General features: G+C 70.9%; 14 protein-coding genes and 1 tRNA gene. 8 read left to right on the forward strand and 7 right to left on the reverse strand.

Annotated features, from left to right (window positions below; genetic code table 11):
- Positions 1-219 precede the first annotated feature (219 nt).
- Positions 220-1,602 (forward strand): L-serine ammonia-lyase, encoded by a 1,383-nt coding sequence (locus E4191_RS12635; protein ID WP_135313724.1) that lies wholly within the window; start codon positions 220-222, stop codon positions 1,600-1,602.
- On the opposite strand, the gene E4191_RS12640 is transcribed toward E4191_RS12635, so the two are convergent.
- A complete protein-coding gene (locus tag E4191_RS12640; RefSeq protein ID WP_205966058.1) occupies positions 1,599-2,717 on the reverse strand; it encodes a sensor histidine kinase in 1,119 nt (372 codons plus the stop codon). The genes E4191_RS12635 and E4191_RS12640 overlap by 4 nt on opposite strands.
- A 228-nt stretch (positions 2,718-2,945) precedes the next feature.
- Between E4191_RS12640 and E4191_RS23805 the strand changes: the two genes are divergently transcribed.
- The 3 genes from E4191_RS23805 (at position 2,946) to E4191_RS12655 (ending at position 6,542) form a co-directional block, all read left to right on the forward strand.
- Positions 2,946-3,566 (forward strand): hypothetical protein, encoded by a 621-nt coding sequence (locus E4191_RS23805; RefSeq protein WP_176562715.1) that lies wholly within the window; start codon positions 2,946-2,948, stop codon positions 3,564-3,566.
- A gap of 121 nt (positions 3,567-3,687) precedes the next feature.
- Entirely contained in the window at positions 3,688-5,874 is a 2,187-nt protein-coding gene (locus E4191_RS12650) for a YjbH domain-containing protein (RefSeq protein WP_135313725.1), read from the forward strand.
- The gene (locus E4191_RS12655; RefSeq protein WP_228461300.1) at positions 5,871-6,542 is read left to right on the forward strand and encodes a YjbF family lipoprotein; all 672 of its coding nucleotides are present in this window, start codon (positions 5,871-5,873) and stop codon (positions 6,540-6,542) included. Before E4191_RS12650 ends, E4191_RS12655 begins: the two co-directional genes overlap by 4 nt.
- A gap of 154 nt (positions 6,543-6,696) precedes the next feature.
- Here E4191_RS12655 and E4191_RS12660 read toward each other — a convergent pair whose 3' ends face one another.
- The 4 genes from E4191_RS12660 to E4191_RS12675 all read right to left on the reverse strand — a co-directional run bounded on the left by E4191_RS12660 (position 6,697) and on the right by E4191_RS12675 (position 9,248).
- Positions 6,697-6,900 carry a hypothetical protein gene (locus E4191_RS12660; RefSeq protein ID WP_379107460.1) on the reverse strand — a complete coding sequence of 68 codons (204 nt, stop codon included), beginning with the start codon at positions 6,898-6,900 and terminating at the stop codon, positions 6,697-6,699.
- 198 nt (positions 6,901-7,098) lie between these two features.
- Positions 7,099-7,881 (reverse strand): metal ABC transporter permease, encoded by a 783-nt coding sequence (locus tag E4191_RS12665; protein WP_135313726.1) that lies wholly within the window; start codon positions 7,879-7,881, stop codon positions 7,099-7,101.
- Positions 7,882-7,908: 27 nt separating this feature from the next.
- Positions 7,909-8,718: a metal ABC transporter ATP-binding protein gene (locus E4191_RS12670; protein ID WP_135314465.1), complete on the reverse strand. Its 810-nt coding sequence runs from the start codon at positions 8,716-8,718 to the stop codon at positions 7,909-7,911.
- Positions 8,719-8,750: 32 nt separating this feature from the next.
- Complete coding sequence (locus E4191_RS12675) at positions 8,751-9,248, reverse strand: Fur family transcriptional regulator (protein ID WP_135313727.1); 498 nt, start codon at positions 9,246-9,248, stop codon at positions 8,751-8,753.
- Positions 9,249-9,358: 110 nt separating this feature from the next.
- On the opposite strand from E4191_RS12675, the gene E4191_RS12680 reads away from it, so the two are divergent.
- Together E4191_RS12680 and hemP are read left to right on the forward strand one after the other, a co-directional pair.
- A complete protein-coding gene (locus E4191_RS12680) occupies positions 9,359-10,390 on the forward strand; it encodes a zinc ABC transporter substrate-binding protein (RefSeq protein WP_135313728.1) in 1,032 nt (343 codons plus the stop codon).
- A 139-nt stretch (positions 10,391-10,529) separates the two neighbouring features.
- Positions 10,530-10,706, forward strand: a complete 177-nt coding sequence (hemP, locus tag E4191_RS12685; protein WP_135313729.1) for a hemin uptake protein HemP — start codon at positions 10,530-10,532, stop codon at positions 10,704-10,706.
- A 58-nt stretch (positions 10,707-10,764) separates the two neighbouring features.
- Here hemP and E4191_RS12690 read toward each other — a convergent pair whose 3' ends face one another.
- Positions 10,765-12,573: a pseudouridine synthase gene (locus E4191_RS12690; RefSeq protein WP_228461302.1), complete on the reverse strand. Its 1,809-nt coding sequence runs from the start codon at positions 12,571-12,573 to the stop codon at positions 10,765-10,767.
- A 108-nt stretch (positions 12,574-12,681) separates the two neighbouring features.
- Between E4191_RS12690 and E4191_RS12695 the strand changes: the two genes are divergently transcribed.
- Together E4191_RS12695 and E4191_RS12700 are read left to right on the forward strand one after the other, a co-directional pair.
- Positions 12,682-13,134: a nucleoside deaminase gene (locus tag E4191_RS12695; RefSeq protein ID WP_135313730.1), complete on the forward strand. Its 453-nt coding sequence runs from the start codon at positions 12,682-12,684 to the stop codon at positions 13,132-13,134.
- 49 nt (positions 13,135-13,183) lie between these two features.
- Positions 13,184-13,257 (forward strand) — tRNA-Gly (locus E4191_RS12700).
- Between the two features lie 125 nt (positions 13,258-13,382).
- Here E4191_RS12700 and pheT read toward each other — a convergent pair.
- On the reverse strand, positions 13,383-15,770 hold the full coding sequence (pheT, locus tag E4191_RS12705) for a phenylalanine--tRNA ligase subunit beta (RefSeq protein ID WP_135313731.1): 2,388 nt from the start codon (positions 15,768-15,770) through the stop codon (positions 13,383-13,385).
- Positions 15,771-15,896: the final 126 nt, after the last annotated feature.

A 15,896-nucleotide genomic window follows, 5' to 3' on the forward strand; every position in this document is an offset into this window, starting at 1 on the left:
CGCCGCCTGCAAGAAGGGCAGGCGAGGCCCGGCCTGCCCAATTCGCAGGCGCGACCCAGTTGCACGAAATGGGGGCATCTTGCAACGGTTTTGGGCAGACCGCGCGTCCTGGGTCCGACCCTCCCCGTGTCGCATCCGGGGGGCAAAAGCGTCGCCGGGGGGCATGGCGGCCGGGCGCCGGGCGTGATTGGATGGGCGAAAGCGTGCAGGGGAGATGTCATGTTTCTGTCGGTCTTCGATCTGTTCAAGCTGGGGGTGGGTCCCTCGTCCTCACATACGATGGGGCCGATGGTCGCCGCCGCGCGGTTCCTGACGGCGCTGCAGGGCCAGCCCTTCCAGGCGAAGGGGCTGCGCGCCAGCCTGCATGGCAGCCTGGCCTTCACCGGCAAGGGACACGCCACGGATCGCGCCACGATCCTTGGGCTTGCGGGCTTTACCCCGGCCCGCATGGACATGGAAGCCGCCGAGGCTGCGCTGGCCGAAAACCGCGCCACGGGCCGCCTGACCCCGCCCGGCCTGCCGCCTTTGGCCTTCGATCCCGACCGCGACCTGCGCTTCGATTACGACACCGTGCTGCCCGGCCATGCCAACGGCATGATGCTGCAGGCGACCGACGCGCAGGGCGACGTGCTGTTCCAGCAGATCTACTATTCGATCGGAGGCGGCTTCGTGATGACCGACGCGGAACTGGCCGCGCGCGGGTCCGAGGATCGCACTGACGCGGCGGCCCCGGTGCCCTTCCCCTTCGCCAGCGCCGCCGAGATGTTGCAGATGGCTGAAAAATCAGGCAAATCCATCGCCTGCATGAAGGCGGCGAATGAGCTGTGCTTTCGCGGCCAGGCGGATCTGGATGCCGGGCTGGCAGGCATCTGGCGGGCGATGCGCGACTGCATGGACCGGGGCCTTGCGGCCGAGGGGATCCTGCCCGGCGGCCTGAACGTGCGCCGCCGCGCCAAGGCCATCCACGACACGCTGCAGGCCGAACGCGGGCTGAACATGACCGCGCCGCATGTCATCAACGACTGGATGTCGACCTATGCGATGGCCGTGAACGAGGAGAACGCCGCCGGCGGCGCCGTCGTCACCGCCCCCACCAACGGCGCGGCGGGCACCGTGCCCGCGGTGATCCGCTATTGGCTGGACCATGTGCCCGGCGCCTCCGAACGGCAGTTGCCCGACTTCCTGCTGACGGCGGCGGCGGTGGGCGGGCTGATCAAGCACAACGCCTCGATCTCGGGCGCGGAATGCGGCTGCCAGGCCGAGGTGGGCAGTGCGGCGGCGATGGCCGCGGCGGGGCTGGCCGCCGTGCTGGGCGGCAGTCCCGGCCAGATCGAGAACGCCGCCGAGATCGCGCTGGAACACCATCTGGGCATGACCTGCGATCCGGTGCGCGGGCTGGTCCAGGTGCCCTGCATCGAGCGGAACGGGTTGGGCGCCATCAAGGCGGTGGCCGCGGCCAGCCTGGCCCTGCGCGGCGACGGCACCCATATCGTGCCGCTGGACGCCGCCATCGAGACGATGCGCCAGACCGGCCGCGACATGTCGGAAAAGTACAAGGAGACCTCGCTTGGCGGCCTGGCCGTCAACGTCCCCAACTGCTAGGGCGTCAGGCGTCCGCGCAGGCGGTAATGCAGGCCCTGCGGCAGGTATTCCGCCAGCCCCTCGCCGTCGAAATAGGCCGGGACGATCTGGTTGACCAGCCGCGAGCCGAAGCCCTCGCGGGTGGGGGCCTCGACCACGGCGCCGCCGCGTTCCTGCCAGTCCAGCCCGAAATGGTCGCCGTCGACAGACCAGCTCAGGTCGACCGCGCCCTGCGGGCTGGCCAGCGCGCCGTACTTGGCGGCGTTCGTCGCCAGCTCGTACAGCGCCAGCGACAGGCCCACGGCCTGCTGGCTGCTCAGGGGCACCGAGGGGCCGGACAGGCGGATGCGGTCGTTGCCCACCAGATGCGCGCCGATGGACCGGGCCATGACCTCGGTGATGTCGGCGCTGTCGCCCAGGCCCGTGAACAGGCCCTGCGCCTTGGCCAGCGCCATGATCCGCGCGCCGACGCTGTCGCGGGCCTCCTGGATCGTCTCGGCGTTGCGCAGGCTGGAGGACACCACCGTCGAGGTCACCGACAGGATGTTCTTGATCCGGTGCAGCAGCTCTTCCTGCATCACCTGCTGGTTGCGCCGCGCCTGGACCAGCGCCGTCACGTCGACGGTGATGTTCATCAGCCCGGCGACGAAGCCGTGGTCGTCGTGCAGCGGGCTGTAGCTGAAGGTCCAGAAGGTTTCCTCGTCGAACCCATTGCGGGTCATGACCAGCCGCATCTCTTCGGAATAGGTGCCGCGCCCGGACAGGGTCTGGTCGACCAGCGGCTTGACGTCGTTCCAGACATCCGCCCAGATCCGCCGGAACGGCTGTCCCAGGGCGCGCGCCTCTTTCCGGCCCAGGACCGGGGCATAGGCGTCGTTGTAGAGCATGGTCAGGTCCGGGCCCCAGAACATGCAGGCCGCATGGCTCTGGCCCAGCATGATCCGCACCGAGGTCATCAGCGAAATGGGCCAGCCCGAGATCGGGCCGAGCGGCGTCGCGGACCAGTCGAAATCGCGGATCGCGCGTCCCATCGGGCTGTCGCTCCACGAGAACCGCGGCGCCTCGAGGCGCAGGGCAGCGGTGTCGTGGCCGAAGTCCGCAGGGGTCATGTCGTCATCGCCACCAAAAAGGAACATGAACCGACCATGGCGCTTTTTAACGTCCAAGTTCAACGACGAACCCGTCGGACGCGCCCTGCACGGCAAGAAATGAACAATTATCATATACGGGACCTTACCGGTTCACTTTTCCGGGATCGGGACCCCGGGGCGGCGGTCGCCTGCCGCACGGGGGCGTGGCGCTTGCCCCCTCGGGCGGCGATTGGTAACGCTTGGCGGACACTTATCTCGGAAGGCCCTCGCCCCATGTTCCCCCGTCTTGCCTCCCTCGCCCTGCTGATCCTGCCGCTGGCGGCCTGCGACACCCAGGCCCTGTCCGATCTGCGCCGCGGCATCGGTCTGGATCAGGCCGCAGCCGAGCCCGAAGTGCCCGCCGGGCCGCGCCCGCCCGCCGTCTCTCCGCTGGAGCAGCCGATCGAGACCGCCGAGGCCCCGCCCCGCCCGGTCTCGATGGCCGAGCCGCTGACCTATCGCAACACCGCCTTCCTGGCAGGCGGCAACGAGCCCGCCTGGACCGTGGAGATCGCCGGCAACACCGCCACCTATCGCACGCCCGACAGCCCCTCGGGACGCCAGATCCCGGTGAACCGCCTGGTCTTCAACCAGGGCGTCGAATATATCGGCGTGCTGAACGGGCGGCCCTTCGTGGTCAACCTGCGCGCGGAACGGTGCCGGGACAGCATGTCGGGCGCCCGCCTGCCCCTGACGGCCCGGCTGACGGTCGCCGGAGAGGCGCAGCCGGGCTGCGGCACCCCCGGCGCCGCGCCCGCTCCGGTTGAAGCTGCCCCGGTCGCCACCGCTCCGGTGGCCCCGGCGGCCCAGGCCGCCCCCCCGGCCGAGGTCCTGGCCGCCCCGGCGGCGGGATGATCCCTGCCGCGGCGGGTCATCACGCAGTCGTGTGTCGATCCGCCGCGCCAAGCCTGCCACTGCGCCTGAACACCCTGCCCTGCCCGATCCGCCGATCCCGCCGTCGAAAGGAAGCCCGCCGATGCGCCGCTCGCGCCTGACCCGCCAGCTGATGGCCACCACCCTGCCCATAGCCCTGATCGCGGGGTCCGGCATCGGCATCGCGACGGCTGACCCGATGCTGGGGCGCAGCATGTCCAGCTATGGCCTGCCCGGCGGCATCGACACCCCCACCGCCGAGACGCTGCCCGACGGATCCCTGGGCGCGACCCTGTCGCTGTCCGACTATGCCCGGCGCGGCAACGTCTTCTTCCAGGCGCTGCCGGGGCTGACCACCGTGCTGCGCTATGGCCGCGTCGACGGCATCCAGGACTTCCGGCAGGAGGGGTTCATCTCGGACCGCTCGCTGGACCTGCGCTATCAGATCGTGGACGAGGACGGCTGGCGCCCCGCGGTGGCCGTCGGCCTGCAGGATTTCCTGGGCACCGGCGTCTATTCGGGCGAATACATCGTCGCGACCCGCAATGTCACGCCGACGGTCCGCGCCTCGATCGGCCTGGGCTGGGGCGTGCTGGCGGGCAATCCGCGCGTGATCGACGTGCGCGACGAGGGCGGCACGCCCAATGTCGACGACTGGTTCACCGGCGGGGCCAAGCCCTTCGCCTCGGTCAGCTGGCAGGTCAACGACCGGCTGAACCTGACGGCGGAATATTCCAACGACATCTACGAGGCGCGCTACAGCAACGGCAACGTCTTCCAGCAGGGCGACGAACCCGGCAGCAAGTTCAACTTCGGTGCCAGCTACCGCTTCGGCCAGAACTACGAGGCCGGGATCTATACCATCGGCGGCGAGACGATCGGTGCGCAGTTCACCATCGCGCTGAACCCGCGCGAGGCGGCCTTCCCCTCGGGCCTGGAAAGCGCGCCCGCGCCGGTGCGTCCCCGCCCCGCCCCCGCCCAGGACCCCGAGGGCTGGTCGGGCAGCTGGTCGCAGGACCCGACCGCCCAGCCCGCCATCCAGACCGCGCTGGCCACCGGCATGGCGGACGAGGGGATGCTGTTGGAAGGCATGGTCCTGCAGCCCACCCGCGCCGAGGTCAGGCTGCGCAACCAGCGCTACATCGCCCAGGCCGAGGCCGTGGGCCGCACCGCCCGCCTGATGACCCGCGCCCTGCCCCCCTCGGTCGAGACCTTCGTGATCACCTCGACCAGCGACGGGATGCCGACCTCGTCGGTGACCCTGCGCCGCAGCGACGTGGAACGGCTGGAAAACACCGAGGCCGGCCGGATCGCCGCCGCCTCGACCCTGTCGGATGCCGCCGCCGGCGCGCCGGGGCTGGTCACGACGCAAGGGCTCTATCCGCGCTTCCGCTGGTCGGTGAAGCCCTATCTGGATCTGGGCATCTTCAGCGCCGAGGACGGGCTGACCCACGAGGTCGGCGCCGAGGCCCGCGCCAGCTACGAGATCATGCCAGGCCTGATCGCCACCGGCGCCCTGCGCCAGCGCGCCTTCGGCGATATCGGCCAGCGCGGCCCGGGCATCCCGGGCGAGCGCGGCGAATATTACACGCCCGAGGAATACGAGGCCGATCCCGGCCTGGAGACCACGCCCGAGGGCGTGCCGCGCGTGCGGTCGGACACCCGGATGTATACCGGCAATTCCAGCCCGGTGATCCCGGAACTGACGCTGGCCTGGTATGCCAAGCCCACGCCGACCATCTATTCCCGCGTCACCTTCGGCCTGCTGGAACGCGCCTATGGCGGCGTCTCGGCCGAGGCGCTGTGGAAGCCCGCCAACTCGCCCCTGGCCTTCGAGGCCGAGGTCAACCGGGTCCGGAAGCGCGACTTCGACCAGCTGTTCGACTTCCGCGATTACGAGGTTACGACGGGTCATGTCTCGGCCTATTACGAGTTCACGCAGGGCTTCACAGCGCAGCTGGACCTAGGCCGCTATCTGGCGGGCGACGAGGGCGCGACGGTCACCCTGACGCGCGAATTCGCCAATGGCTGGCAGATCGGCGCCTATGCGACCAAGACCAACCTGTCCGCCGAGGAATTCGGCGAGGGCAGCTTCGACAAGGGCGTGACGCTGTCGATCCCGCTTGGCTGGGCGACGGGCCAGGCCTCGCGCGACCGCGTCTCGACCAACCTGCGGTCGCTGTCGCGCGACGGCGGATCGCGGCTGGACGTGAACGGGCGCCTGTACGACCGCGTGCGCGAAAGCCATACGGTCGATCTTTACGAAGGCTGGGGGAGGTTCTGGCGATGAGCGGGACGGTTCGGATGCGCGGATTGAGGATCACCCTGCCGGCGCTGGCGCTGGCCGCCCTGGCCGCCTGCGGCAACACCGGGGCCGACGAGGGCAACACGGGCCCCCTGGCCATCCTGGCGCAGACCGCCGCCGGGGTCGTCAGCGCCCGCACGACGGCGGCGCCCACGGCTCCGCCCTCGACCCCGCAGCAGGCGGCGGCCGAGGCGCTGCGGGTCAATCCCGGCCCGCTGATCCAGGCGGGCTTCGAGGGGCTGGGCCGCACGCAGGTCCTGGCCCTGACGGGCGAGAACGGCGCCCTGCGCACCTACATGACGCCCTCGAAGGAGGCGCTGATCCTGCGCGGCGGAATGCTGGTCGGCACGCGCGGCCTGGGCCGCGACCTGTCCGTGGCCGAGCCCGGCACCGAGGCGCTGATCCGCGCGGGCCAGTCGGGCAGCGGCACGCGCATCATGCGCTATCTGGCGGGCGACGGGCTGGAGCGCCCGCTGCAATTCGCCTGCACCACGGCGCCCGGACCCGCGGCCAGCACCATCGTCGAACGCTGCGAGGGGCATGGCGCGACCTTCCAGAACACCTATCTGGTGCAGGGCGGGCAGATCCCGGTCTCGCGCCAGTGGATCGGGCCGGGCATGGGCTACGTCACGCTGCAGACCCTGCGGCCCTGATCCCCATCCGCCAGACATGAAAGAACCGGCCCTTGGGGGCCGGTTCTTTCATGTCTGCCCGGCAATGGTCGATGACCTCTGCCGGAAACGACAAAGGGGCTGGCCAATGGCCAGCCCCCTGTGCGACGGATCGCCGAAGCCATCCGTCCCGGGATCAGCTGTCGTCGTCGTCCGAAGCGACGGCGGCGATGACGCCCAGCAGCAGCAGGGCGGGAACCACCAGGCCAGCGTTGGTCGAAGCGGGACGCTCCTCAACGATGACGGGCTCGACTTCGACGACGGGGGCGACGTAGCCACCGGCCAGAGCCGAAGTTGCGGTCAGGCCGAGAGCGGCCGCGAAAATAGCGAATTTGGTCATGATCATGCTCCGTTTCGATTGACGGCTGCCAATTCTGGCAACATCGCTGCGACAGTTACACAAAGCCGAACGGTTGAAAAGCAGCATTGGATTGAATCCCCCGTGGGCCTGCACGCACTGTTGCATATTGGCCAACCCCGGGATCGGGGCTTCGTTCCACCCCCTGCAAACCCCCGGAAAAACTGTGACAATTCCGCACTAGCCGCGCCGAAGACCTTGGGACAGGACGAAAAAACAGGCGGCCGCGGTGACGATCGACGGACCCGCCGGCGTGTCCATCCGCAGGCTGGCCCACAGCCCCGCCACGACCGAGGCAGCGGCGATCAGGGCGGCACCGGCGGCCATCCGCTCGGGCGTGCGGGCCCATCCGCGCGCCGCCGCCGCAGGCACGATCAGCATGGCCGAGATGAGCAGCGATCCCACGACGCGAATCGCCAGCGCCACCACAACCGCCAGGGCCAGCGACAGGACCAGCCGTTCCACCCGGGGGTCGATCCCGGCGGCCATCGCCAGCTCCTCGTTCAGGCTGGAGGTGACCAGCCGCTGCCAGCGCGCGATCAGCACCGCCAGGACCAGCGCCGCGCCGGTCCAGATCAGCACCAGATCCGCCCGTCCCACCGCCAGGATGTCGCCGAAGAGATAGCTGGACAGGTCCGACCGCGCGGCAGGCACGAAGCTGATCGCCACCAGGCCTATGGCCAGCGCCGAATGGGACAGCACCCCCAGCATCGTGTCCATCGCCTGCCCCCGCGCCACCAGGGCCGAGACCAGGCAGGCCATCGACACCGCCACGGCCAGCGTGCCCGCATAGATCGAGATGTCGAAGGCCAGCGCCAGCGCCACCCCCAGGATCGCCGCATGGGCGGTCGAATCCCCGAAATAGGCCATGCGCCGCCAGACGACGAAGCTGCCCAGGGGCCCCGCGACCAGCGCCAGTCCCAGCCCCGCCAGCACGGCCCGCGTGAAGAAATCGTCAAGCATCGGTCATTCCTTGCGCAGACCCGCCCGTCAGGGCGCGGGGGCGGTCCCGTGGCCGTGGTGGTGGTCATGGCCGCAGGCGCCGCCATGGCCATGTCCGGCCCCCTCCGGCCCCGTCAGGGCGGGCATCCGGTCGTGGTCGTGGTCATGGTGGTGGCGGTACAGCGCCAGCGTGCCCGCCGCCTCGGCCCCGAAGAGGGCGCGGTATTCCGGCGCGGTGCTGACATGCTGGGGGCTTCCCTCGCAGCAGACATGTCCGTTCAGGCAGACCACCCGGTCCGAGGACCGCATCACCACCAGAAGGTCGTGGCTGACCATCAGCACCGAGGCCCCGGTGCGGCGCCGCACTTCCTCGATCAGCTGGTAGAAGGCGACGATGCCGGGCTGGTCCAGGCCCTGCGTGGGCTCGTCCAGCACCAGCAGATGCGGATCGGCCAGAAGCGCGCGGGCCAGCAGCACGCGCTGGAACTGGCCGCCCGACAGCTGGGTCAGCTGCCGCTGGCCGAGGCCCGGCACGCCGGTGCTGGCCAGTGCCGCCTCGGCCTCGGCATCGCGGACCCGGACGGGCAGCGACAGGAAGCGGCGCACGGTCATCGGGATCGCCGTGTCCAGCTGCACCCGCTGCGGCACATAGCCGATGCGCAGCCCCGCCCGGCGCGTCACCTGCCCCGAGGCCAGGGGCATGTGCCCCAGCAGCGCCCGGATCAGCGAGGACTTGCCCGACCCGTTGGGGCCGACGACGGTCACGATCTCTCCGGGACGGATGCGGAAATCGACATGGGACAGCACCGGGTCCGAGGTGCCGGGGCGGTGGATGGTCAGCGCGCGCGATTCGATCAGCGCCTCGTCGGCGGCGACCGGCAGGACCCCGGTCACGCGACGCCCTCCGCCGCGCAGGTGGCGCAGAGGCCAAGCGCCTCGACCGTCACGCGCTCGACCCGGAAGCCGCCCTGCGCGGCGACGGCAGTCAGGGCGTCGCGAATGGGCGCGGCGGCGGCCTCGGCCACCTTGTCGCAGCTGCGGCAGATCAGGAAGGCGGGGTGGTGGTCATGGCCCGGATGCAGGCAGGCCGCGAAGGCATTGAGCCGCTGCAGCCGATGCGCCAGCCCGTGGGTGACCAGGAATTCAAGCGCGCGATAGGCGACCGGCGGCTGGCGCCCGAAGCCTTCGGCGGCCAGCCGGTCCAGCACCTCGTAGGCGCCCATGGCCCGGTGGCTTTCCAGCAGGATCTCCAGCGCGCGGCGGCGGACGGGGGTCAGCCGCGCGCCCTGCCCCGCCAGCCGCGCGGCGGCCTCGTCCAGCACGCGGGAGGCGCATGCCCCATGGTCATGGGGCGCGAAGGTCGCGGCGATGGCATCGTCATGGGGCACGGCAGTCCCTCCCGCACGGGGGCGTTACTCTATTACATTCAGGTTGACTTGTTATGCTGTAACACACAGAACCCCGGGATCGCAACAAACCCCGACCTCAGGAGATCACGATGCGCCCTTCCGCCTCCGTCGCCGCCATCCTCGCGCTGGCCGCCGCCCCCGCCCTTGCCGCGCCGCAGGTCGTGACCGATCTGGTGCCGACCGGCGCGCTGGTGCAGGAGGTGATGGGCGACCTGGCCGAGGTCCGCGTCCTGCTGCCCCAAGGCGCCAGCGCGCATCACTACCAGATGCGCCCCTCGGACGCGCAGGCGCTGCAGGGCGCCGATCTGGTGATCTGGATGGGGCCCGAGCTGACCCCCTGGCTGGCGCGTGCTTCGGATAACCTCGCCAGCGGCGCGCAGCTGCGCCTGCTGCAGGTCGAGGGCGTGACGCTGCGCGGCTATGCGGGCGGCGGGGCCGAGGGGCATGACGATCACGGCCACGACGCCCATGACCCCGCGGGCGCTGCCGACCACGACCATGACCATGACCATCACCACGACCATGACCATGACCATGACCATGACCATGACCATGACCATGGGGATCACGACGACGGCCATGACGGCCACGACCATTCCGGCACCGATCCTCATGCCTGGCTGAACCCCGCCAATGCCAGGCCCTGGCTGCAGGCCATCGCCGACAGCTTGGCGCAGCAGGACCCGGAGAACGCCGCGACCTACCGGGCCAATGCCGAGGCCGCCGCCACCCGGATCGCGGCGCTGGACACGGATCTGCGCGCCCGCCTCGCCCCCCATGCCGCGGCGCGGTTCGTCGTCTTCCACGATGCCTACGGCTATTTCACCGACCATTTCGGGCTGCAGCCCGCGCTGGCCGTGTCGCTCGGCGATGCCTCGACGCCCTCGGCCGCCCGGATCGACCAGATGCGCGGCCAGATCGCCCAGACCGGCGCCACCTGCGCCTTTCCCGAATACGCCCATGACGGCGCGCTGATCCAGACCGCGATCGAGGGCAGCGACATCCGCCTCGGCGGCGAGATAAGCCCCGAGGGCGGCAGCCTGACCCCCGGCGCGGGCCAGTACGACGCGCTGCTGACCGGCATGGCCGACACGATCATCGCCTGCCTGAAGCAGGAATGAGGGCGGCGGGCGGTCCGCACAGGCCCGCCCAAACGACCGAATACCGCCGGTCGGCAGATTCCCGACTCTTTTACTTTGACAAACCTGAATGAATTTGTCAGCTTTAGGGCATCGACACCGCCACCCCATGAGGTTGACCATGACCGCAACGCGCCCCGCCGATTTCACCCGCCCCGGTACCTCGATTCTGGCCCGGATGCCCCAGCACGACGCCACCCAGCTGACCCAAGGCGGCAACCAAGCCCTGATCGTGCTGGACGAACAGGTCTATCAGCTGCGCATCACCCGCGCCGGCAAGCTGATCCTGACCAAGTAGGCCGATCCCCCGCCGCCGGAACGACAAAGGCCGGTCCCTCCGGACCGGCCTTGCGTTATCATCCCCGCGGCGCGCGCGGCTTGCCGCCGGGCTTGCCGGGACCGCCCGGGCGTGCCCCGCCGCCGGGCTTGCCCGCCCCCGTGGGACGGCCCGCGCCGCCGGGTTTCCCGGCCCCGCCCGGCCTGCCGGTTCCCGCCGGGCGATCGCCAGTCCGCTCGGGGCGCGGCGCACCGAAGGGCTTGCCGCCGCCCGTCTTGCCACCGCCCGTGCGGGGCTTGCCCGCGCCGTCCGGCTTCGATCCGCCATAGGGCTTGCGCGGCCCGTCGCCCGCGCCGTCGCGCGGGGCACCGTAGGGCTTGCGCCCGGCATCGCCACCTCCGGCGCGCGGCGCGCCGAACGGCTTGCCTCCCTCGAAGCGCGGCTTGCGCGCCTCGTCGCCCCCGGCGTCGCGCGGCTTGCCATAGGGCTTGCGCCCGGCCTCAGCGCCCTCGGCCCGCGGCGCACCATAGGGCTTGCGCGCACCCTCGCCCCCGGCATCGCGGGGCTTGCCATAGGGCTTGCGCCCCGTGTCACCGCCCTCGGCCCGCGGCGCACCGTAAGGCTTGCGCCCGGCATCGGGCCCGTCGCCCCGCGGCTTGCCGAAGGGCTTGCGCCCGGCGTCAGGGCCTCCGTCACGCGATGCGCCGAACGGCTTGCGCGCATCGCCGGGCTTGCCCGCGAACCGGGCGGGACGGGGCTTGTCGGATGGCCCGCCACGCCCTTCGGGGGCGCCGGCGCCGGTGCTTTTCCAGCGCGGCTTGTCGCCCGCCGGACGCGGCCGGTCGCCGAAATCCCCGCGCGGACCGGCGGGCTTGCCCTGAAAGCGCGGCCGCGCCTCATCCCCGGCAGGAGCCTTGGCCCCCCAGCTGCGCGGTGCCCGGTCGTCGGACCCCTCGCGCGGGCGATCGCCCGGTCCCCGCCCGCCCGGCTTGCCCGCGAATGCGGGCTTGGCCCCGAAGCGGCGCGGACCGGCCTCCGGCGCACCCTCGAACCGGGGGCCCCGCGAACCCTCGGCCCCGCGCGGACGCATCTCGCGCGGCTTGTCCTCGACCTCGCCGGTCAGCAGCCCGCCCAACTGGTCGCGCATCACCTTGCGCTTGACCTCGATCACCTGATTCTTGTCGATCCCGGTCAGCTTGAACGGCCCGTATCCGATCCGGATCAGCCGGTTCACCTGCAGCCCCACATGGGCCATCGCGCGACGGATCTCGCGGTTCTTGCCCTCGCGGATGCCGACGCTGATCCAGGCATTGGCGCCCTGCTGGCTGTCCAGCTTGATCTCCATGGGCGAGAAATCCTCGCCCTCGATGGTCACGCCCCGGCGCAGCGGATCGAAGGTCATGTCGGACGGCGTGCCGTTCACCCGCACCCGATAGCGCCGCAGCCAGCCGGTCGAGGGCAGCTCCAGACGCCGCTTCAGCTCGCCGTCGTTGGTCAGCAGCAGCAGCCCCTCGGAATTCAGGTCCAGCCGGCCGATGGTCATCACGCGCGGCATGTCGCGCGGCAGGGCGTCGAACACGGTCTGCCGGCCCAGCTCGTCATTCTCGGAGGTGATCAGGCCCAGGGGCTTGTAATACAGCCACATCCGGGTTTCCTGCGGGTCCTCCAGCTTCTTGCCGTCCACGGTGATGCGGTCGGTGGGAGACACGTCCAGCGCGGGGCTGTCGATCTTCTTGCCGTTCACGCTGACGCGCCCCTCGACGATCATGCGCTCGGCCTCGCGGCGGCTGGCGATGCCGGCGCGGGCCATCACCTTGGCGATGCGGTCGGCATCGGTGCGCGGGGCGGTCTGGGGGGTCTTGCGGTCGGGGATATGGTCGTCGCTCATGCGCGTCTCCTTCGCATCTCTGCGGGGCAAAGAGGGATGTCTACGCCCAACCCCCCGCCGAGGAAAGCGTTTCCTTGCACAGCCGCGCGGGCCTTGCCACAAGGGGCCATGGCCCCCTTCACCTCCCACATGAGCCTGGCACTGGCCGAGGCGCGGGCCGCCGCCCGGCGCGGCGAGGTGCCGGTGGGCGCCGTCGTCACCGACCCGCAGGGCCGCGTCGTGGCCGCCGCCGGCAACCGCACCCGCGAACAGAACGACCCCACAGCCCATGCCGAGATCCTGGCGATCCGCGCCGCCTGCGCCGCCTTGGGTTCCGAACGCCTGCCCGGCCACGACCTGTGGGTGACGCTGGAACCCTGCCCGATGTGCGCCGGCGCCCTCTCGGCCGCCCGCATCGCGCGGCTCTATTACGGCGCCGCCGATCCGCGCATGGGCGGCGTGGCGCATGGCGCCCGGGTCTTCAGCCATCCCCAGTGCCACCACCGCCCGCAGGTCTATGACGGCCTGCAGGCCGCCGAGGCGCAAAGCCTGCTGCGCACCTTCTTCGCCGCCCGCCGCTGACGCCTCGACGCTTGAACCCGCCGCGCGACCCGTCTATACGCATCCCGACGCGGGTGTTGTGTAATGGTAAGACCCTAGCCTTCCAAGCTAGAGACACGGGTTCGATTCCCGTCACCCGCTCCAGATCCCCAGCCTGCACCAAGAAGACCGCAACCCTCCGCGTCCGATCACCCGGCGCCGACCCGCTCCCTTTCATCTTGGCAGAAATATCCCGGGGGGTCCGGGGGGCTGGCCCCCCGGCGCCATCCTCAGGCCCGCAGCCGCCCGCCGGTGGCCTTGCCCACCTTCTCGACGATCTTGCGGCTGACCGCCTCGATCTCGGCATCGGTCAGGGTCTTATCTCTGGGCTGCAGCCGCACGCTGATGGCCAGCGACTTCTGGCCGCCCTCCAGCCCCTCGAACTGGTCGAAGATCGAGACCTGCGCGATCAGCGCCTTGTCCGCCCCGGCGGCGGCATTGACCAGGGTCAGCGCCTCGACCTGCGCATCGACCACGAAGGCGAAATCGCGGTCCACGGATTGCAGCTCGGACAGCTCCAGCGCGGGACGCGTGGGGGTCTTCGCCTTGGGGAAGGGCACGGCGGCCAGCTGGATCGTGAAGCCCATCGCCGGGCCCCTGACATCCATCTGGCGCAGCACCCGGGGGTGGATCTCGCCGAACGAGGCCAGCACGTTCGGGCCGAGCGCGATGGCGCCGGCCCGGCCGGGATGCCACCAGCCGTCCAGCTTGCGGGTGATCTGAGCCTTCGCGGGGGCGCCGATGGCCTGCAAGATCGCCTCGACATCGGCCTTGGCGTCATAGATGTCGACCTTGCGCCGGCTGCCGAAGGGATCGCGCGGGGCGATCGCGCCGACCAGCAGCCCGCTGATGCGCACCGACTGCTCGCCCGGCTCGCCGCCCGAGAAGACCGGGCCCAGCTCGAACAGCGCCAGATCGGCAAAGCCGCGCGCCTGGTTGCGCGCCGCCGCCGCCAGAAGGCCGGGCAGCAGGTCGGGGCGAAGGTGGCTCATCTCGCTGCTGATCGGGTTCTCGACCCGGACCGTATCGGTGCCGCCGCCGAACAGCTCGGCCGAGGGGCGGTCGATGAAGCTGTAGGTCACGCATTCGTTGTAGCCCAGGGCCGCCGCCATGCGCCGCGCGGTCTTCTCGCGCATCTGCAGCGGCGTCAGCACGGGCAGCGGCACGCCCGCGCGGGGGCGCGGCAGGGGCTTGCCCTCCAGCCGGGTCAGGCTGGCGATGCGGGCGATCTCCTCGACCAGGTCGGCCTCGCCCAGCACGTCGGGCCGCCACGAGGGGACATGGGCCATGTCGCCCTCCAGCCGGAAGCCCAGGGCCTCCAGCGTGGCGCGCTGCTCGGCCTCGGGGATGTCCATGCCGACCAGCCGCGTGGTGCGCGCCGGGTCCAGGCGGTAGGCGCGGCCCGTGTCGGGCAGCGCGCCGGCGGTCACCACCTCCGAGGCCTCGCCGCCGCACAGATCCAGCACCATCCGCGTCGCCAGCTCCAGCCCGGGCTGCGTGAAGGCCGGGTCGATGCCGCGTTCGAAGCGATAGCGGGCATCGCTGTTGATCTTCAGCGCGCGACCGGCGGCGGCGGTGCTGATCGGGTCGAAATAGGCGGCCTCGAGGAAGACCTCGGTCGTCGTTTCCGAGGCGCCCGAGGCCGCGCCGCCCATGATGCCCGCGATGCTCTCGATGCCGCGATCGTCGCAGATCACCACCGCGCCGTCCGGCAGGGCATGGGTCTTGTCGTCCAGCGCCACCAGCTCCTCGCCCGCCCGCGCGCCGCGCAGGGTCAGGTCGCCCGAGACCTTGGCCGCGTCGAAGACATGCATGGGCCGGTTCAGGTCGAAGGTGAAGAAGTTCGTGATGTCGACCAGCGCGTTGATGGGTCGCAGCCCGATGGCGCGCAGGCGCTTCTGCAGCCAGGCGGGCGAGGCGCAGTTGGTCACGCCGCGCACCACGCGTCCCGCGAAGAACGGCGCCTTGGCCGCCACCTCGGGCGCGATGGTCACGCCGATGGGACAGGGAAAGGCCCCCGCGACCGGATCCACCTGCACCGGCTTCAGCACGCCCAAGCCCCGCGCCGCCAGATCGCGGGCGATGCCGTGGACGCCAAGCGCGTCGGGGCGGTTGGGGGTGATCTTGATGTGGATCATCGGGTCGATCTTCTCGGGCGCATTCTCGGCCAGCCAGTCGACGAAGCGCTGGCCCACCTCGCCCGAGGGCAGTTCGATGATGCCGTCATGCTCCTCGGACAGCTCCAGCTCGCGTTCGGATGCCATCATGCCGTGGCTCTCGACGCCCCGGATGCGGCCCACGCCAAGCGTCGTGTCGATGCCGGGCACGTAATCGCCGGGCTTGGCCAGCACGACGGTGATCCCCGCCCGGGCATTCGGCGCCCCGCAGACGATCTGCTTCTCGCCCTCGTCGGTCATCACCCGGCAGACGCGCAGCCGGTCGGCATCGGGATGGGGTTCGGCATGATCCACCCGCGCCAGGGTGAAGGCGCCGAGGCGTGCGGCGGGATCGTGGATGTCCTCGACCTCCAGCCCCAGGTCGGTCAGCGCCTCGGCGATCTGGGCCAGGGTCGCGGTGGTGTCGAGATGCTCCTTGAGCCAGGAGAGGGTGAACTTCATGAGCGTGGTGCTTTCCGGGTCCGGCCCGCTAGGAGGGGGGTTTGCCGCCTTCAAACCGCGCAAGGGGCCAAGGGTCAAGCCAGATCGGCGGAAAACTCCCGAAAAACCGGGCAATCGGGGCGGTGG

It is taken from the genome of Paracoccus liaowanqingii (assembly GCF_004683865.2).
GTDB lineage: Bacteria > Pseudomonadota > Alphaproteobacteria > Rhodobacterales > Rhodobacteraceae > Paracoccus > Paracoccus liaowanqingii.

What these genes read in the sequence shown, in the direction of transcription:
- E4191_RS12635 (WP_135313724.1), top strand. Translation starts at nt 220, where the DNA reads ATGTTTCTGTCGGTCTTCGATCTGTTCAAGCTGGGGGTGGGTCCCTCG.
- E4191_RS12640 (WP_205966058.1), bottom strand. Translation starts at nt 2,717, where the DNA reads ATGTTCCTTTTTGGTGGCGATGACGACATGACCCCTGCGGACTTCGGC.
- E4191_RS23805 (WP_176562715.1), top strand. Translation starts at nt 2,946, where the DNA reads ATGTTCCCCCGTCTTGCCTCCCTCGCCCTGCTGATCCTGCCGCTGGCG.
- E4191_RS12650 (WP_135313725.1), top strand. Translation starts at nt 3,688, where the DNA reads ATGCGCCGCTCGCGCCTGACCCGCCAGCTGATGGCCACCACCCTGCCC.
- E4191_RS12655 (WP_228461300.1), top strand. Translation starts at nt 5,871, where the DNA reads ATGAGCGGGACGGTTCGGATGCGCGGATTGAGGATCACCCTGCCGGCG.
- E4191_RS12660 (WP_379107460.1), bottom strand. Translation starts at nt 6,900, where the DNA reads ATGACCAAATTCGCTATTTTCGCGGCCGCTCTCGGCCTGACCGCAACT.
- E4191_RS12665 (WP_135313726.1), bottom strand. Translation starts at nt 7,881, where the DNA reads ATGCTTGACGATTTCTTCACGCGGGCCGTGCTGGCGGGGCTGGGACTG.
- E4191_RS12680 (WP_135313728.1), top strand. Translation starts at nt 9,359, where the DNA reads ATGCGCCCTTCCGCCTCCGTCGCCGCCATCCTCGCGCTGGCCGCCGCC.
- hemP (WP_135313729.1), top strand. Translation starts at nt 10,530, where the DNA reads ATGACCGCAACGCGCCCCGCCGATTTCACCCGCCCCGGTACCTCGATT.
- E4191_RS12690 (WP_228461302.1), bottom strand. Translation starts at nt 12,573, where the DNA reads ATGAGCGACGACCATATCCCCGACCGCAAGACCCCCCAGACCGCCCCG.
- E4191_RS12695 (WP_135313730.1), top strand. Translation starts at nt 12,682, where the DNA reads ATGGCCCCCTTCACCTCCCACATGAGCCTGGCACTGGCCGAGGCGCGG.
- pheT (WP_135313731.1), bottom strand. Translation starts at nt 15,770, where the DNA reads ATGAAGTTCACCCTCTCCTGGCTCAAGGAGCATCTCGACACCACCGCG.